Source organism: Vibrio sp. 10N.261.55.C5, from assembly GCF_041470505.1.
Taxonomy (GTDB): Bacteria; Pseudomonadota; Gammaproteobacteria; order Enterobacterales; family Vibrionaceae; genus Vibrio; species Vibrio crassostreae_C.
The window spans coordinates 125,908-142,624 of record NZ_JBFRMS010000031.1; the positions used below are offsets into that span (position 1 = coordinate 125,908).

General features: G+C 45.5%; 16 protein-coding genes. 13 read left to right on the top strand and 3 right to left on the bottom strand.

Annotated features, from left to right (window positions below):
- Positions 1–14 precede the first annotated feature (14 nt).
- From AB4263_RS12980 to AB4263_RS13035, 12 genes are all read left to right on the top strand, one after another.
- Entirely contained in the window at positions 15–515 is a 501-nt protein-coding gene (locus AB4263_RS12980; RefSeq protein ID WP_017063367.1) for an OmpH family outer membrane protein, read from the top strand.
- Between the two features lie 5 nt (positions 516–520).
- Positions 521–1,552 (top strand): UDP-3-O-(3-hydroxymyristoyl)glucosamine N-acyltransferase, encoded by a 1,032-nt coding sequence (gene lpxD, locus AB4263_RS12985; RefSeq protein ID WP_017066404.1) that lies wholly within the window; start codon positions 521–523, stop codon positions 1,550–1,552.
- Positions 1,553–1,645: 93 nt separating this feature from the next.
- Positions 1,646–2,098: a 3-hydroxyacyl-ACP dehydratase FabZ gene (gene fabZ / locus AB4263_RS12990; RefSeq protein WP_009847408.1), complete on the top strand. Its 453-nt coding sequence runs from the start codon at positions 1,646–1,648 to the stop codon at positions 2,096–2,098.
- A gap of 1 nt (position 2,099) precedes the next feature.
- Complete coding sequence (lpxA, locus tag AB4263_RS12995) at positions 2,100–2,888, top strand: acyl-ACP--UDP-N-acetylglucosamine O-acyltransferase (protein WP_372098323.1); 789 nt, start codon at positions 2,100–2,102, stop codon at positions 2,886–2,888.
- A 129-nt stretch (positions 2,889–3,017) separates the two neighbouring features.
- Positions 3,018–4,214 carry a lipid-A-disaccharide synthase gene (lpxB, locus tag AB4263_RS13000; RefSeq protein WP_372098324.1) on the top strand — a complete coding sequence of 399 codons (1,197 nt, stop codon included), beginning with the start codon at positions 3,018–3,020 and terminating at the stop codon, positions 4,212–4,214.
- A gap of 33 nt (positions 4,215–4,247) precedes the next feature.
- Positions 4,248–4,868: a ribonuclease HII gene (gene rnhB / locus AB4263_RS13005; protein WP_048606660.1), complete on the top strand. Its 621-nt coding sequence runs from the start codon at positions 4,248–4,250 to the stop codon at positions 4,866–4,868.
- 113 nt (positions 4,869–4,981) lie between these two features.
- Entirely contained in the window at positions 4,982–8,461 is a 3,480-nt protein-coding gene (gene dnaE / locus AB4263_RS13010) for a DNA polymerase III subunit alpha (RefSeq protein WP_137001220.1), read from the top strand.
- A 45-nt stretch (positions 8,462–8,506) separates the two neighbouring features.
- Positions 8,507–9,466, top strand: coding sequence for an acetyl-CoA carboxylase carboxyl transferase subunit alpha (gene accA / locus AB4263_RS13015; protein WP_017060731.1), 960 nt, complete (start codon positions 8,507–8,509; stop codon positions 9,464–9,466).
- Between the two features lie 124 nt (positions 9,467–9,590).
- Positions 9,591–10,925 carry a tRNA lysidine(34) synthetase TilS gene (gene tilS, locus AB4263_RS13020; protein ID WP_372098325.1) on the top strand — a complete coding sequence of 445 codons (1,335 nt, stop codon included), beginning with the start codon at positions 9,591–9,593 and terminating at the stop codon, positions 10,923–10,925.
- A 46-nt stretch (positions 10,926–10,971) separates the two neighbouring features.
- Positions 10,972–11,295, top strand: a complete 324-nt coding sequence (locus tag AB4263_RS13025) for a cytochrome c (RefSeq protein ID WP_170791809.1) — start codon at positions 10,972–10,974, stop codon at positions 11,293–11,295.
- Between the two features lie 130 nt (positions 11,296–11,425).
- Positions 11,426–11,764: a nitrogen regulatory protein P-II gene (gene glnB / locus AB4263_RS13030; RefSeq protein ID WP_017063373.1), complete on the top strand. Its 339-nt coding sequence runs from the start codon at positions 11,426–11,428 to the stop codon at positions 11,762–11,764.
- A 61-nt stretch (positions 11,765–11,825) separates the two neighbouring features.
- A complete protein-coding gene (locus tag AB4263_RS13035) occupies positions 11,826–12,668 on the top strand; it encodes an endonuclease/exonuclease/phosphatase family protein (RefSeq protein ID WP_372098326.1) in 843 nt (280 codons plus the stop codon).
- A 106-nt stretch (positions 12,669–12,774) separates the two neighbouring features.
- On the opposite strand, the gene AB4263_RS13040 is transcribed toward AB4263_RS13035, so the two are convergent.
- From AB4263_RS13040 to gloB, 3 genes are all read right to left on the bottom strand, one after another.
- Positions 12,775–13,461: a YIP1 family protein gene (locus AB4263_RS13040; RefSeq protein ID WP_017060727.1), complete on the bottom strand. Its 687-nt coding sequence runs from the start codon at positions 13,459–13,461 to the stop codon at positions 12,775–12,777.
- Entirely contained in the window at positions 13,458–15,032 is a 1,575-nt protein-coding gene (locus AB4263_RS13045; RefSeq protein ID WP_017063374.1) for a LysM peptidoglycan-binding domain-containing protein, read from the bottom strand. The genes AB4263_RS13040 and AB4263_RS13045 overlap by 4 nt, the downstream gene beginning before the upstream one ends.
- A gap of 70 nt (positions 15,033–15,102) precedes the next feature.
- Positions 15,103–15,861, bottom strand: a complete 759-nt coding sequence (gloB, locus tag AB4263_RS13050) for a hydroxyacylglutathione hydrolase (protein WP_372098327.1) — start codon at positions 15,859–15,861, stop codon at positions 15,103–15,105.
- A 53-nt stretch (positions 15,862–15,914) separates the two neighbouring features.
- Between gloB and AB4263_RS13055 the strand changes: the two genes are divergently transcribed.
- A complete protein-coding gene (locus AB4263_RS13055; protein WP_017060724.1) occupies positions 15,915–16,697 on the top strand; it encodes a class I SAM-dependent methyltransferase in 783 nt (260 codons plus the stop codon).
- Positions 16,698–16,717: the final 20 nt, after the last annotated feature.

Consider the following 16,717-nt stretch of genomic DNA (forward strand, 5'->3'; position numbering starts at 1 on the left):
ATATTTTGAAAAATATGATTAAAGCAGCAGGTTTAGGCCTTGTAGTTCTTAGCTCTTCTTTCTTTGCAACAGCTGCTGAAGCTGCGCAAAAAGTGGGTTATGTAAACACTGCACAAGTATTCCAGGCTCTACCTCAGCGTGAAGTTGTTCTTCAAAAAATGCAGGAAGAGTTCAAAGATAAAGCGGCTGAGCTACAGAGCATTCAAGCTGAAGCGAAAACCAAGATTGAAAAGCTTAAGCGTGATGGCGAGCTACTAGGTCCTGAAGAAGTTGAGAAGCTTCGTATCGAAGTTGGCCAACTAGACAGCAAGTACAAAATCAAAGCTCAAGCATTAGAAAAAGCAAGTCAACGTCGTGAAGCACAAGAGAAGCAGAAGCTGTTCAAAGTGATTCAAGATGCTGTAACTAAAGTTGCAGAGAAAGAAGGCTACGACATGATCGTTGATATTCAAGCTCTACAATACGGTAAGCCTGAATACAACATCTCTGAGCAAGTAATTAAATCACTGAAATAAGTTTTATGAAGAACCTGACTTTAGCCGAATTGGCAACGATTACTGGGGGAGAGCTACACGGAGACGGTACAATTACCGTCTCAGCAGTCGCTCCTATGGATAAAGCGCAAGAAGGTAACATTACGTTCCTTTCTAACGTGAAGTACAGCAAGCACCTAGGTGACTGTAAAGCGTCCGCTATTATGGTTAAAGAGAGTGAGCGCGAATTGTGTAAGACCAACGTTATTGTGGTTAGTGACCCTTACGTTGCTTTTGCTAAGGTTGCTCAAGCGCTTGATACTACTCCTGCACCCGCAGCGGCTATTGCTGATTCTGCTTCAATCTCTAGCGATGCAACTATTGGACAAAATGTGTCTATTGGTGCGAACGCTGTGATTGAGTCTGGTGTAGTACTTAGTGATGATGTGATCATCGGTGCTGGTTGCTTTATTGGTAAAAATGCAAAAATTGGCGCAGGCACTAAGCTGTGGGCTAACGTAAGTGTTTACCATGAAGTTGTGATTGGTGAAGCATGTCTGATCCAATCAAGTACTGTTATTGGCTCTGATGGCTTTGGTTATGCGAACGAGAAAGGCGAATGGGTTAAGATCCCGCAAGTCGGCTCTGTTCGCATTGGTAACCGCGTAGAAATTGGCGCGTGTACTACCATCGACCGCGGCGCATTAGATGACACAATCATCGAAGACAACGTTATCCTAGATAACCAACTCCAGATTGCTCACAATGTTCACATCGGATATGGTTCAGCTCTTGCTGGTGGTACTATCATTGCAGGCAGCACGACGATAGGTAAGTACTGTATTATTGGTGGTGGTTGTGTGATTAATGGTCACATTGAAATCGTTGACGGCGTTACAATCACCGGTATGGGGATGGTAATGCGCAGCATCACTGAGAAAGGCATGTACTCTTCGGGTATTCCTTTACAGCCAAATAAAGACTGGCGTAAAACAGCGACGCGAGTTCATCGTATTGATGAAATGAACAAGCGTTTGAAAACCGTTGAAAAACTTATTGAGAAGAGCGCGGAATCATAATTCCAGCATTTCTAATAAAAGGCTCGCGTACAGCGAGTCTTTTTCGTTTATAATCCTTCTAATTAAATAAAGAATATACATAGGAATACGACTTTGACTACTGAACAGACAACGATGAACATTACTGAAATTCAGGAACTACTACCTCATCGCTACCCATTCTTAATGGTTGATCGTGTGACTAGCTTTGAAAAAGAAAAAACACTGACCGCAATTAAGAATGTTTCTGTTAACGAACCTCAGTTCACAGGCCACTTCCCTCAGCTTCCTGTATTCCCAGGCGTGTTGATCTTAGAAGCAATGGCACAAGCAACAGGCCTTCTAGCATTCAAATCTTTCGGTGCGCCTTCTGGCAACGAGTTGTACTACTTTGCTAGCGTAGATAAAGCTAAATTCCGTAAGCCAGTAGTACCAGGTGACCAACTGGTTATCGAAGTTGAATTCTTAAAAGAACGTCGTGGCATCGCATCGTTTAATGGTGTTGCTAAGGTTGACGGCGTAGTTGTATGTTCAGCTGAACTTAAATGTGCTCGTAGAGAGTTTTAATATGATTCATGAAACAGCGAAAATTCACCCGGCAGCAGTAATCGAAGGTGATGTAACTATCGGTGCTCACGTGACGGTTGGGCCTTTCACTTACATTGCTGGTAACGTGACCATTGGAGACGACACTGAAGTGATGTCGCACGTTGTGATCAAAGGTCACACAACCATTGGTAAAGAAAACCGTATCTTCCCACACGCTGTTATCGGTGAAGAAAACCAAGATAAGAAATACGGCGGCGAAGACACAACAGTTGTGATCGGTGATCGCAACGTAATTCGTGAAGCGGTTCAAATCCATCGTGGTACGGTTCAAGACAAAGCAACCACAGTGATTGGTGATGACAACTTACTTTGTGTTAATGCTCACGTAGCGCACGATGTTATTGTTGGTAACCACACTCACATTGGTAACAACGCTATTCTTGGCGGTCATGTAACGGTTGGCGACTACGCTGGTGTTATGGCACTTTCTGCGATTCACCCATTCTGCTCAATTGGTGCTTACGCATACATTGGTGGCTGTTCTGCAGTTGTTCAAGATGTACTGCCGTACGTGCTTGCACAGGGTAACCACGCGGCTCCATTCGGCCTTAACCTAGTAGGCTTGAAGCGTAACGGATTTGAGAAACCTGAAATTCGTGCACTACAGAAAGCGTACAAAGAGCTATACCGTTCAGGTAAAACACTTGAAGAAGCGAAAGCGGCTTTAGTGGAAATGGCAAAAGAGTTTACTTCGGTAGTTCCTATGCTTGAAATGCTAGAGAACTCTGAGCGCGGTATTATTCGTTAATACTCGATATGGTTATGTACCAATCAATGTGAGTATGGCAATAACTACTTCATCAGAATGGTATAACAAAAAGATCGCTACTCGTTAGGCGGTCTTTTTTGTTTTAGGCAACAAGGGAATTGAAAAACTATGGCACAGCAAGAAGCAGCAACCAATAGCTCGGACTTCGTTTCGAATGAACCATTGCGCGTAGGCATTGTTGTCGGCGAACTGTCTGGCGATACGCTTGGTGAAGGCTTTATCAAAGCGATCAAATCACAATACCCGAATGCAGAGTTCGTTGGCATTGGCGGGCCGAAAATGAAAGCCCTAGGTTGTGAGTCTCTTTTCGAGATGGAAGAGCTGGCCGTTATGGGCTTAGTTGAAGTGCTTGGCCGTTTACCTCGCTTGTTAAAAGTAAAAGCAGAGCTGGTTAAGTATTTCACTCAAAATCCACCCGATGTCTTTGTCGGTATCGACGCGCCCGATTTCAACCTAAGGCTTGAGTTAGACCTTAAGAACGCTGGTATCAAAACGGTGCATTACGTGAGCCCTTCAGTGTGGGCTTGGCGTCCAAAGCGTATCTTTAAAATCGACAAAGCAACCGACTTAGTCTTGGCTTTCTTGCCGTTCGAAAAAGCGTTCTACGATAAATATAACGTTGCCTGTGAGTTTGTTGGTCACACGTTGGCAGACGCGATTCCTTTAGAGCCAAGTAAACAGAATGCGCGAGAGCTTTTAGGTCTTGATCAAGACAAGCAATGGTTAGCTGTATTGCCGGGTAGTCGTGGTGGTGAGATGGGGTTGATTGCTCAACCATTTATCGAAACTTGCCAACGTATCAAGCAGAAGTATCCGGATATCAATTTTGTTGTTGCGCTCGTTAACGAACAGCGTAAAAAGCAGTTTACTGAAATCTGGCAATCGACCGCACCTGAGCTTGAATTCACGTTAGTCGAAGATACGGCAACCAACGTGATTACCGCTGCTGATTCTGTGCTCTTGGCTTCAGGTACCGTGGCTCTTGAATGTATGTTACTTAAGCGCCCTATGGTGGTTGGTTACAAAGTAAATAAGCTGACAGGTTACATTGTTAAGAAGTTGGCGATCACTGAGTTTGTATCATTGCCGAATATCTTGGCTGGGGAAGAGATCGTCAAAGAGCATATTCTTGAAGAGTGTCACCCAGACTTTTTGTTCCCATCTGTCGATAAGATGCTATCAGCCGATAACAGTGCCTTGATCGAACGTTTTACTGAGATGCATCACTGGATCCGCAAAGACGCAGACAAACAAGCCGCTAACGCGGTATTGAAGTTGATTGACCGACCTTTTGTTGAAGCATAAAGCGCTTACTTACAGAACATTAAGAGATTAGTTATGGCAGTAAAAGAGAAAAAAGAGCTTCCTCCTTTTGAGTATCCGCAAGGTTACCAGTTGTTTGCTGGTGTGGATGAAGTAGGCCGTGGCCCTTTGGTTGGCGATGTCGTGACCGCTGCGGTTATCCTCGATCCAAACAACCCAATCGAAGGCTTGAACGACTCAAAGAAATTATCTGAGAAAAAGCGCCTAGCTTTGCTTCCAGAAATTAAAGAGAAAGCTCTGGCATGGTCTGTTGGTCGTTGTTCTCCACAAGAAATTGATGAGTTGAATATTCTGCAAGCGACGATGGTTGCTATGCAGCGAGCTATCGCAGGGTTGAGCGTTCAACCTGATATGGCGCTAATCGATGGAAACCGTGTCCCAGAACTGCCAATGGACGGTCTGGCTATTGTAAAGGGCGATTTACGAGTAGCAGAGATCAGTGCGGCGTCTATTATCGCTAAAGTGGTTCGCGACCAAGAGATGGAAGAACTCGACAAACTGCATCCAGAGTTTGGTTTTGCTAAGCATAAAGGTTACCCGACCAAAGCGCATTTCGAAGCGATTGAAAAACATGGTGTAACCGAGCATTACCGAAAGAGCTTTAAGCCAGTAAAACGTATTCTTGGTATAGATTAGAGCTTTACGTTAACTAGAGCTTGGCATCTAATAAAGTTGCTAACTTGTATTAGAAAAAAATAGAATACACACAGTTGTAATCCTAGGCTCAAACCTAGAACTCAGGAAAAATAATGTCAGATCCAAAATTTGTTCACCTACGCGTACACAGTGACTTTTCGATGGTGGATGGCCTATCCAAGGTGCCACCATTAGTTAAAAAAGTCGCTGAAATGGGTATGCCTGCTCTAGCATTGACCGACTTTACCAACCTGTGTGGTTTGGTGAAGTTTTACGGTACTGCCCATGGGTGTGGGGTTAAACCTATTATTGGTGCTGACTTCTTGATGCAGTCTCCGGAATTCGGTGACGAGTTGACCAAGCTCACCGTTATCGCAACGGACAATAAAGGTTATAACAACCTAACGTTACTCATCTCAAAAGCCTACCTTCGTGGTCATGTTCAGCATCAGCCTGTTATTGATAAAGAGTGGCTAATTGAGAATGCAGAAGGCCTGATCATTCTATCGGGTGCGAAGGAAGGTGAGATCGGTAAAGCGTTACTGAAAGGTAACCGTGAACTGGTTGCAAGCAATGTCAAGTTTTACAAAACATACTTCCCTGATCGTTTTTACCTTGAGCTGATTCGTACCGGACGTCCGGATGAAGAGTCTTATCTGCACTTTGCGTTGGAACTGGCTGAGCAGGAAGACTTGCCTGTTGTTGCAACCAACGAAGTAGTATTCCTAACTGAAGACCTGTTTGATGCCCATGAAATCCGCGTGGCAATTCATGATGGTTTCACTATGGTCGATCCTCGTCGTCCTAAAAATTACAGCGCGCAACAGTATCTTCGTAGCGAAGAAGAGATGTGCGAGTTGTTCTCCGATATCCCTGAAGCACTTGAGAACAGTGTTGAGATTGCTAAGCGTTGTAATGTAACGGTTCGTCTGGGCGAGTACTTCCTGCCTAACTTCCCAACGGAAGGTTTGGCGATTGAAGACTTCTTGATCAAGAAATCTGAAGAAGGCCTTGAGCGACGTCTAGCGTTCCTATTCCCAGATGAAAAAGTGCGTGCTGAGCGCAGACCGGAATACGATGAGCGACTCAAGATTGAGCTCGAAGTTGTTAACAACATGGGTTTCCCAGGTTACTTCTTGATCGTAATGGAGTTCATCCAGTGGTCAAAAGACAACGATGTGCCAGTAGGTCCTGGCCGTGGTTCTGGTGCCGGCTCTCTAGTCGCTTACGCCTTGGATATCACCGATCTCGATCCACTTGAATACGATCTACTTTTCGAACGTTTCTTGAACCCAGAACGTGTATCCATGCCCGATTTCGATATCGACTTCTGTATGGATAAGCGTGACCAAGTTATTGATCACGTGGCTGAAATGTACGGTCGTGATGCCGTTTCTCAGATCATCACCTTTGGTACCATGGCGGCAAAAGCGGTAATCCGCGATGTAGGCCGTGTATTGGGCCACCCGTTTGGTTTCGTCGATCGAATTTCAAAGCTTGTACCGCCAGACCCGGGTATGACGCTAGAGAAAGCATTCCTTGCTGAACCTGCATTGCCAGAGCTTTACGATGGCGATGAAGAAGTTCGTGAGCTGATTGATAAGTGTCGCATCCTTGAAGGTTGTACGCGAAATGCCGGTAAGCACGCAGGTGGTGTTGTTATCTCACCCACCACGATTACCGATTTTGCGCCAATCTATGCCGACGCAGAAGGTAACTTCCCAGTAACGCAGTTCGATAAGAATGACGTTGAAACGGCTGGCTTGGTTAAGTTCGACTTCTTGGGGCTGCGTACCCTGACCATCATCGACTGGGCGTTAGGCCTAGTGAATCCACGTTTGAAGAAAGAGGGGAAAGAACCGGTTCGTATCGAGTCGATTCCTCTTGATGACCAAGCGTCATTTAACCTATTACAAAATTCTGAAACCACCGCGGTATTCCAGCTGGAATCGCGTGGTATGAAAGACCTTATCAAACGTCTACAGCCCGACTGTTTTGAAGATATTATCGCATTGGTAGCCCTGTTCCGTCCGGGTCCTCTGCAATCAGGCATGGTAGATAACTTTATCGACCGTAAACACGGCCGTGAAGCGGTTTCTTACCCTGATGAAACGTGGCAACACGAATCGCTGAAAGAGACGCTAGAACCTACGTACGGCATCATCCTGTATCAAGAGCAGGTAATGCAAATCGCACAGATCCTTGCTGGCTATACGCTTGGTGGAGCGGATATGTTGCGTCGTGCGATGGGTAAGAAAAAGCCAGAAGAGATGGCAAAGCAGCGTGGTACCTTTAAAGAGGGTGCTGAAGCCAATGGTGTTGATGGCGAGCTGGCCATGAAGATCTTTGACTTGGTAGAGAAATTTGCGGGCTACGGCTTTAACAAATCTCACTCCGCAGCATATGCACTGGTTTCTTATCAAACGCTATGGCTGAAAACGCACTACCCAGCGGAATTTATGGCTGCGGTAATGACGGCAGATATGGATAACACCGAGAAGGTTATTGGCCTTGTTGATGAATGTTTCCGTATGAAGCTCAAGCTTTTACCACCAGATATCAACTCGGGTCTGTACCGCTTTAACGTGGATGAAGATGGCGCGATTGTTTATGGCATCGGTGCGATCAAAGGGGTCGGTGAAGGCCCTATTGAAGCGATTATTGAAGCGCGAAATAAAGGTGGTTACTTTAAAGACTTATTCGACTTCTGTGCACGTCTTGATCTGAAGAAGGTTAATAAACGTGTTATCGAAAAGTTGATTCTATCCGGAGCCTTAGATAGATTAGGTCCTCACCGAGCGGCGATGATGGCATCTTTGAAAGATGCGGTGAAGGCAGCGAGTCAACATCACCATGCCGAGTCTTTTGGTCAATCTGATATGTTTGGCGTGTTGACCGACGCTCCGGAAGAGGTTGAACACAAGTATACCCAAGTGCCTAAATGGCCTGAGAAGATTTGGCTTGAGGGTGAACGTGAAACGCTTGGTTTGTATTTAACGGGTCACCCGGTTAACGCCTACATCAAAGAGTTAGCGAAATACACTAGCTGTCGTTTGAAAGATGCCACGCCAACGCGTCGTGACCAATCACTAACAATTGCAGGCTTGGTGATTGCTGCGAGAGTGATGACGACGAAGCGCGGCACGCGAATTGGTTTGATGACACTTGATGACCGTTCGGGCCGAATGGAAGTGATGTTGTTCTCGGATGCGCTCGATCGCTACGCAGAATTGCTCGAAAAAGACAAAATTGTGGTCGTTTCCGGACAGGTCAGCTTTGATGATTTCAATGGCGGGCTTAAAATGTCCGCGCGCGAGGTCATGGACTTAGGAAGCGCCCGTGAGAAATATGCTCGTGGGGTGTCGATATCTATCGACCAATCCCAAATTAACGGTCAATTTTTTGAACGCTTTAGTCAAATCTTAGAACCTTATAGAGCCGGAACGGTCCCAGTCAATGTATACTACCAGCGTGCCGACGCTAGAGCGCGGTTAACATTGGGCACAGAATGGCGCGTGACGCCAAGTGATACATTACTAGACGAATTAAAACAGCTGCTTGGAAATAGCCAAGTAGAACTCGAATTTAACTAAAATTTAGCTTCGCGAATGCGGAGCTGAATCAACAAGGATTCATAGATGAGCCTGAACTTTCTAGAATTTGAAAAGCCTATCGCTGAACTTGAAGCAAAAATCGAAGCGCTACGTGACGTTTCGCGTCACGGTGGTGACACAGCGGTAGATCTAGACAAAGAAATCGAACAACTAGAGAAAAAAAGCTTAGAGCTTAAACAGAAAATCTTTAGTGACTTAGGTGCATGGCAGGTAGCTCAACTTGCTCGTCACCCTCAACGTCCTTACACCAAAGATTACCTGGAGCATGCATTCACAGAGTTTGAAGAGATGGCGGGCGATCGCGCTTACGCTGACGACAAAGCTATTGTGGGTGGTATGGCTCGTCTAAATGGCCGTCCTGTTATGGTTATTGGTCACCAGAAAGGTCGTGAGACTAAAGAGAAAGTGATCCGTAACTTTGGTATGCCAAAGCCAGAAGGTTACCGTAAGGCGCTACGTCTAATGGAAACTGCTGAGCGTTTCAACATGCCTATTATTACTTTCATCGACACAGCGGGCGCATACCCAGGTGTTGGTGCTGAAGAGCGTGGTCAATCTGAAGCTATCGCTAAAAACCTAAAAGTGATGGCTGGCCTTTCAGTTCCTGTTATCTGTAACGTTGTGGGTGAAGGCGGTTCTGGTGGCGCACTAGCGATTGGTGTTGGTGACTACGTGAACATGCTTCAGTACTCTACGTACTCAGTAATCTCTCCAGAAGGTTGTGCTTCAATCTTATGGCGCGATTCAGATAAAGCACCACAAGCAGCTGAAGCGATGGGCCTGATTGCTCCTCGTCTTAAAGAGCTTGAGCTTATCGACGAAATCATTCCTGAGCCTCTAGGTGGCGCGCACCGCGACCCTGCACAAACCGCTCAAAACATGAAAGACATGTTAGTTAAACAGCTAGAAGAGCTAGAGCAGTTTGATAACGAAACGCTGCTTGAGCGTCGTTACCAGCGTCTAATGAGCTACGGCTACTGCTGATAACTTGCCTTAGCGATAAGGCTAGCTATACGAACAAATGATGAAAGGGTTGGACTCAGTGCCAACCCTTTTTTATTATTAAAACATTATCCCTTAACACACGATCTCTTGGTTTATTAGCCTCATGACACACTTAATTGATACCTTCACATCTGTACTTGATCAAAGCGCGCTTAAGCCTTGTCGGTTGATCGTCGCTTTCAGTGGTGGTGTCGATTCACGAGTGTTGTTGGAGTTGGCTGCCCAATTCGCTAAGTCCCATCACATCGATTGCTGTGCGGTACATGTTCACCACGGCTTAAGCAACAATGCTGATTATTGGGCAGAGCAGTGCAAAACATGGTGTGATGCTGTGTCGGTATCCTTGTTCATTGAACGAGTCTCGCTAGATATTAGCCGTGGAGAAAGCGTTGAAAAGCTGGCTCGAGACGCGCGATACCAAGCCCTTAAAAAGCATATTAGACAAGGTGATGTGTTAGTGACAGGCCAGCACATCGATGACCAAGTCGAGACCTTCTTGTTAGCTCTTAAGCGTGGCAGTGGTCCGAAAGGGCTCTCTTCAATGGCGAAAGTGATGCCATTTTCAGGTGCTCATATCGTTCGCCCACTGCTGTCGGTGACGAGAACGGATATTGAAGGGGCGGCGCGCGATATGGCTTTAACTTGGATAGAAGATGAGAGTAATCAAGACGTTCGCTTTGACCGTAATTTTATTCGTCATCAAGTCACTCCGACACTGACCGAGCGTTGGCCTAGTTTTCGAGAATCGGTCAGTCGTAGTGCTCAGCTATGTGCAGAGCAAGAGTTACTTTTGGATGAGTTGTTAGAATCTCACTTACAACAAGCTTTGACTGAGAAGCACAGCTTAAGTATTGAGGTATTATCTCAGCACTCTGATTTACTGCGTGCACGCTTATTAAGAATGTGGCTGAGCCGCTGTAATCAACCGATGCCGAGCCAAAAGCAGCTCAAACTTATATGGGATGAGGTGGCATGTGCTCAGGCAGACGCCAACCCTAAGCTGGTGTTGAATGAGGTTGAGGTTAGACGTTTTAATCATCAGCTCTATGTCGTCAAAGAGACCAAAGACTTGTCGAACTGGCAAAGTGATATCTCGATGGAAGAGAGCTTAGTTTTGCCTGACGGTTTAGGGGAACTACACTTAACTTCAGCGGCGAGTGATGGTGTATCTAACCACTGTGATGCGCAACATTTTAGTCTCAACACAACGAGAGGAACACTGCGAGTGATATTTAACCCTGAGGGATTGTCAGCACACCCTGTTGGGCGCGGTCATAGCAGGAAGCTTAAGAAGTTGTTTCAAGAGTACCAAGTACCCAGTTGGTTAAGACGCAGAACGCCGATATTAATGGATGGCGATCGAGTGATCGCTGTTTTAGGCTTATTCGTAGATAAAAACTACGAAGGTCAAGATTGTGAAGCGCTTTGGAGCAAGTAGAAAAAGTTTATGTCACAATTCACCGTCACTTTAATAAAAATAATTAATGGAATATGCAATGAAGAAAATTACACTAGGATTAGTTCTTGGATTTGGACTATTGAGTGGTAACGCTCTGGCGGCTGATGTTGCTGCGGGTCAAGCTAAAGCAGCAATCTGTGCGGCATGTCATGGTGCAGACGGTATCGCAGTGATCCCTGGCTATCCAAACCTTAAAGGTCAAAACGAGCAATACATCGCTTCATCAATTAAGGCCTATAAGAATGGCCAGCGCACCGGCGGTTTGGCCGCTGTAATGCAGGCTCAAGCTTCAATGCTGAGTGATGAAGACATCGCGAATCTAGCCGCTTACTACGCAAGCCTTAAGTAAAACCTTCTCAAAGCGCTGATTAAACAAGATGATAAATTTCGAGCCAGAGCTTTAAAGCTCTGGCTTTTTTCATTGAATGTTTACTATAGCTAACCGATAATGAGCCATTCGCACAGTTTAAGGGATGAACATGAAAAAGATTGAAGCCATTATCAAGCCATTCAAACTTGATGATGTACGTGAAGCACTTGCAGAAGTGGGTATTACGGGTATGACAGTATCTGAAGTTAAAGGCTTTGGACGTCAAAAAGGTCATACTGAGCTATACCGCGGCGCAGAGTACATGGTCGACTTTTTACCTAAAGTGAAACTAGAAATCGTTGTGACCGACGAAGTGGCTGACCAATGTGTTGATACCATCATCGAGACGGCTCAAACAGGTAAAATTGGTGACGGTAAGATCTTCATTACTGAAGTTGAACGTGTGGTACGTATTCGTACTGGCGAAGAAGACGAAGACGCCGTATAAAAAAACTATTACCCTAAAAGGAGCGTTTATCGCTCCTTTTTCATTTCTGGTAGGGTGTTGTATGTTTAAGAAAACCATCATTGTTATCACGTTATTGATAACGCTTGCTGTCGTTAGTTTTCATTTTATCTTCGTGATCCCGAATAAACCCAATCTAATCACTTCCTCTCAAAGTACCAGTAACGACATCTACAGTTGCTACCAAAACTCTGCACCGAAAGCGATTGATGTGTCTGATGGCTTAGACATTACGGTGTGGAATATCTACAAGCAAAACCGAAATAATTGGCAGAGTGAGTTAAATAAGCTGTCGGCAGGTAGCGATTTAGTCTTGCTGCAAGAAGCGAGTATGACAGAAGGACTTCGCCAATGGGTAACGAGCGGCCAGTGGGGAAGCACACGTGTTAATGCGTTTGAGGCCTTTGAGCAAAGTGCTGGGGTACTCAACCTAGCAACTCATTTGCCGATTGAAGCGTGTGCTTATACTCATGAAGAACCTTGGCTTCAACTACCTAAATCTGCGCTTTGGTCGCGTTACCAACTAAGCAATGGCGAAGAGCTGGCTGTGATTAATATCCACGCTGTGAACTTTACCTTTGGTACGGAAGATTACGAGGCTCAGCTCAGGAGCTTAACTGACAATCTGCAAAAGTATCGTGGGCCGGTTATTTTTGCTGGGGACTTTAATAGCTGGAGTGAAGCTCGCTTTGCTGTATTGAAAGATGCGTTGGAGAAGGTTGGTTTGACGGAAGTTGCCTTTGAGCCAGATAACAGAACTCAGTTCATTACAGGACTGGTGCTCGACCACGTGTTTTATCGAGAGCTATTGGTAGAAAAAGCAAAAGCGCCCATTACGGACGCTTCTGATCATAACCCTATGCGAGTGACCTTTAAGGCTAAATAGTGATTAGCTATTAGTCATTGGAACTTAACCATTCGCACGGTGGTTACCTTGGGAAATCTAACGGAACATTAGGCTAGAGAGTTTTCGCTAGCCTTATCTCTTCAACTTAAAAGATTAAAATGTAGAGCGCCCAGATTAGGTAGTAGCCAACCCATGGTAAGCCTGAAATCACAAGCGCTTGCCCGCGTTCAAACTCAGTCCACGTTAATACCGCAGCATAACCTAGCACGATGTACCATGGCAGAAGCAGTGGTAATGAGCTAGCAAACTGCGACCAATCATTGGTTAACGGTAACTTGATCAAGCCATTTAAGCTGTTCAAGTCGGCAGCGTAGTTCATCACATGTCCATGCTTGAGTATCAGGCTTGCGTAGCTTGCTACATCACCTAAAACAGCTGGGAATATAACAACAGATGCCGCTGCAAACCATCGCCAAAAGCTGTGCTGATGTTGGCTTGGCTTGGTTGCTAGGTTAAACCAGAATGCCAATAGAACGATGGTTAATGTTCGGCCAAATACGTCGCTGATGATTTCACTTGCGAGTAAGGTATTGCTGTCAAGTAACGCCAATTGGTCAGGGTTCGTTTGAGCCAGTTGCTGCGAGAGCTCTGCACTTAACCATGCAAAATCTACATTCGAAAAATAAGCACCCCAAAACAAAAATGGGCTGAGCATTAATACGACGTAGGGTTGCCATCCCCAAGCACTTCGTTGATAAAGCGCTAAGAAACAAGCTGTTGGCGAACGGAATATATCCAACAGCATGACGAGTGGGTTACTTGACGGGTTCATACACTTACCTTAGTTACATCAACATACAGCTTCAGTTTTTGTCCTGGCTGTAGGTATTTTTTGTTCTGCAAAGTGTTCCATTTTACAACATCTGTACTTTTTACTTTGAACTTTGATGCAATACCGCTGACTGTGTCACCTGATCTTACGTTATAAAAGATCGTACGGATGATGGCGCCGTCTGAGCCGTTCTTCCAAATGACCAGTTCTTGACCAACTCTAAGCGTGTCGCGTGGTCCCATGCCATTCCACTTAGCCAGTGATTGATGAGAGACCTTATTTGCGCGTGCAATCGTCCATAGGCTGTCACCACTTCTTACAGTATGGCTGAGCTTATATTGACCACGACTCTTCGACTGTGTGCTTGCTAGGCGGTTTGAGGCGCTTAGGGCGTATGTCTTGTCGTCTTTGGTGGATGTTGGGATAAGTAAGTGCTGGCCAATACGAATATTGTTGTTGCTCAAACCGTTTGCAGAGCGGATCACTTTGCTGGTGGTGTTATATTTGCTTGCCAGTACGCTAATGCTGTCACCAGATTGAACCTTGTAACGCACCAACTTCATGCCTTTGCCTTTATTGGCAGCGACTTCTTTGTTGAATTTCTCAACTGAATCTAAAGGAAGTAATAGTTGTTGGTGTTTCTCTGGTGCCGTTGCCCATTGGTTGTAAGCCGGGTTGTAACCTTGAAGTTCTTTGACAGGAATGCCTGCGTAGTTCGCAGCAATGGCTAAATCAAGCTGTTCTTCAGGGTTAACCAGAGTCAGCACTGGCTTATTCGGGATCGCCGGAATATCGATGCCATACTTTTCTTGGTTGGCAATGACATCTGCTAGAGCAAGCAGTTTAGGTACATAGCTGCTGGTCTCTTTTGGTAAGTCCAAAGAGAAAAAGTCGATTGGCTTGCCAAGCTTCTTGTTCTTGCGGATTGCGCTGTTTACTCGACCACCACCACTGTTATAGGCAGCAATCGCATGATTCCAGTCGCCATCGAAACGTCGGTTAAGATCTGAGAGGAAGTCCAATGCGGCGTCGGTAGAGGCGGCAACATCGCGGCGGCCGTCATACCAAAAGTTCTGTTCAAGCCCGTAGTCTTTGCCAGTGCCTGAAATGAATTGCCATAGACCAGCAGCACTGCCATGAGAGTAGGCAAACGCATCGAAAGAGCTTTCTACAACGGGTAGTAGTGCCAATTCTAGTGGTAAGCCTTTTTCTTCAATCTTAGTCGTGATCAGATACAAGAAAGGTTCAGCACGCTTTGATACTGTTTTTAGATGACTCGGGTGCTTGAGATACCAAGTTCGGTAGTAGTCGACCTTCTTTTGGTCTGGCACTTCCATTTCAAGTTGCATCGCAATGCGTTTCCAAACATCTTCTTGTGTTTGTGGAGTAACGACAGGTGCTTCAACTTTTTGATCTTCTTTGGCTGTTGCTTCTGATGAAACGTTCGCTTGAGAAACTTCTTTAGTAGGAGATGTGTTGGTTTGCTCGGAAGCTTGGTCTGGATTCTCTGACTGAGTTAATTGGCAACCAGAAAGTAGTAATACCAAAGCCCAGCTGTACTTAACTCGCATGTTACAGCCTTTTTAATTAACGGCCGATGATAATACTTGCCACCCCCTATGAGTGACAAGTCTGTATTTGTTAAAATTCGTTCTTCCACGCACGTAAAGCGGTGAATACCGATAAAGGATCGGTCTGCTCGGTGCGATTAGACACTGATTTCACTACACTTGGCTCGGTATAGCGCAGGAAGGGGTTCACAAACTTCTCTTGTCTCAAATTTGTGGGGATGGTCGACTTATTTTGAGCGCGAAGTCGGTTCACTTGGTCGCGATATTGCTGCAAATGTTGGTTATCAGGCTCTACGGCTAATGCGAAAGCGATATTGGCTGCAGTGTACTCATGTGCACAATAAACTTCGGTTTCTTGAGGCAGAGCCGTGATCTTATTCAGTGCATCGAACATCTGTTGTGGTGTGCCTTCCATGATTCGGCCACAGCCCGCAGAGAACAACACATCACCACAAAACAGTTTGGCATCGCCCACATAACCAATATGACCCGCAGTATGGCCACTGAGCCCTAGGACGAGGAATACTTCGCCAAACAGTTCTAATTGATCACCATCATCGACCGGATGAGTTAAGGTAGGGATAGGTTCATTCCTTGGACCGACAACATCCACGCCGGGAAATTGTCTAACGAGTTCTGGAACACCACCAATGTGATCGTGGTGGTGGTGTGTAATCAAGATTGCATCTAAAGTTAGCTCATGGTGTACCAAGTACTCTAATACTGGAGCCGCATCACCAGGGTCGACGACAGCACAACGGCGATCGCTATTTTGAATCAGCCAGATGTAATTGTCGTTAAATGCAGGTATGCTTTTGATATGTAACATTATTGGTTCTCCAGTCACTATTAGTGCGACAGAATAAGTGAGACAGATTATTGATGAAGCCAGCACGTAGCAGAAAGAAGTTTGAACGTCCTTACACTTGGGCGCAATTGCACAATGGGGACTGGTTGAGAGAATCTATTCAAACTCGACTCGATGAGTGGTGCCCAAAGCTATTTGGTTACCATATGCTCAAGCTCGGTGGCCTCAGTAGTGAGATTTCTAGCTGCACATGCAACATTCAACATCAAGTAAACCTAGATATCCAGAACCCATTACATAATGTGATAGCGGATGGCTATAATTTACCCTTTTTGGAGAAAAGCTTTGATGTTGTAGTACTGAGTCATCAGCTAGATTATAGCAATGACCCGCATCGCTTATTGAGAGAAGTCGATCGAGTGATGATGGACGATGGCTATATCATTATCACGGGCTTCAACCCAATCAGTGTCACTGGGCTTGCCAGTTTGATGCCTTGGCGAAAGAACAGCTTGCCTTGGAGTGGGCGTATGTACACGCCAAGTCGAATTAAAGACTGGTTAGGTGTACTTAACTATGAAGTAATTCATTGTGACACCTACGCGCTGTTTCCGATGAGTAAGTATCAAGCGATGTGGACGTGGTTGGAGAACAGCTTAGGTGGTTGTGCATCCTTCGCCGGAAGCCAATACTTTATTGTTGCTCGTAAGCGTACTTACCCGCTAAAACCCATCAAACCACATTGGCACCTTAAGCGACGTTTCTCGCCTGTTGGGGCAAGTTTTAGAACCAATACGCGCCGTACAATGGATTCAGCCAAAGCGTCATATCCGCTAAAAACAGAAAAAGCCGATTAGTGAAGTGACCCCGTAAAGTT

Coding starts and splice junctions, on each gene's coding strand:
- glnB (WP_017063373.1), top strand. CDS start 11,426: ATGAAAAAGATTGAAGCCATTATCAAGCCATTCAAACTTGATGATGTA.
- AB4263_RS13045 (WP_017063374.1), bottom strand. CDS start 15,032: ATGCGAGTTAAGTACAGCTGGGCTTTGGTATTACTACTTTCTGGTTGC.
- AB4263_RS12980 (WP_017063367.1), top strand. CDS start 15: ATGATTAAAGCAGCAGGTTTAGGCCTTGTAGTTCTTAGCTCTTCTTTC.
- tilS (WP_372098325.1), top strand. CDS start 9,591: ATGACACACTTAATTGATACCTTCACATCTGTACTTGATCAAAGCGCG.
- rnhB (WP_048606660.1), top strand. CDS start 4,248: ATGGCAGTAAAAGAGAAAAAAGAGCTTCCTCCTTTTGAGTATCCGCAA.
- dnaE (WP_137001220.1), top strand. CDS start 4,982: ATGTCAGATCCAAAATTTGTTCACCTACGCGTACACAGTGACTTTTCG.
- AB4263_RS13040 (WP_017060727.1), bottom strand. CDS start 13,461: ATGAACCCGTCAAGTAACCCACTCGTCATGCTGTTGGATATATTCCGT.
- AB4263_RS13055 (WP_017060724.1), top strand. CDS start 15,915: ATGAAGCCAGCACGTAGCAGAAAGAAGTTTGAACGTCCTTACACTTGG.
- AB4263_RS13035 (WP_372098326.1), top strand. CDS start 11,826: ATGTTTAAGAAAACCATCATTGTTATCACGTTATTGATAACGCTTGCT.
- AB4263_RS13025 (WP_170791809.1), top strand. CDS start 10,972: ATGGAATATGCAATGAAGAAAATTACACTAGGATTAGTTCTTGGATTT.
- lpxB (WP_372098324.1), top strand. CDS start 3,018: ATGGCACAGCAAGAAGCAGCAACCAATAGCTCGGACTTCGTTTCGAAT.
- gloB (WP_372098327.1), bottom strand. CDS start 15,861: ATGTTACATATCAAAAGCATACCTGCATTTAACGACAATTACATCTGG.
- lpxD (WP_017066404.1), top strand. CDS start 521: ATGAAGAACCTGACTTTAGCCGAATTGGCAACGATTACTGGGGGAGAG.
- accA (WP_017060731.1), top strand. CDS start 8,507: ATGAGCCTGAACTTTCTAGAATTTGAAAAGCCTATCGCTGAACTTGAA.
- lpxA (WP_372098323.1), top strand. CDS start 2,100: ATGATTCATGAAACAGCGAAAATTCACCCGGCAGCAGTAATCGAAGGT.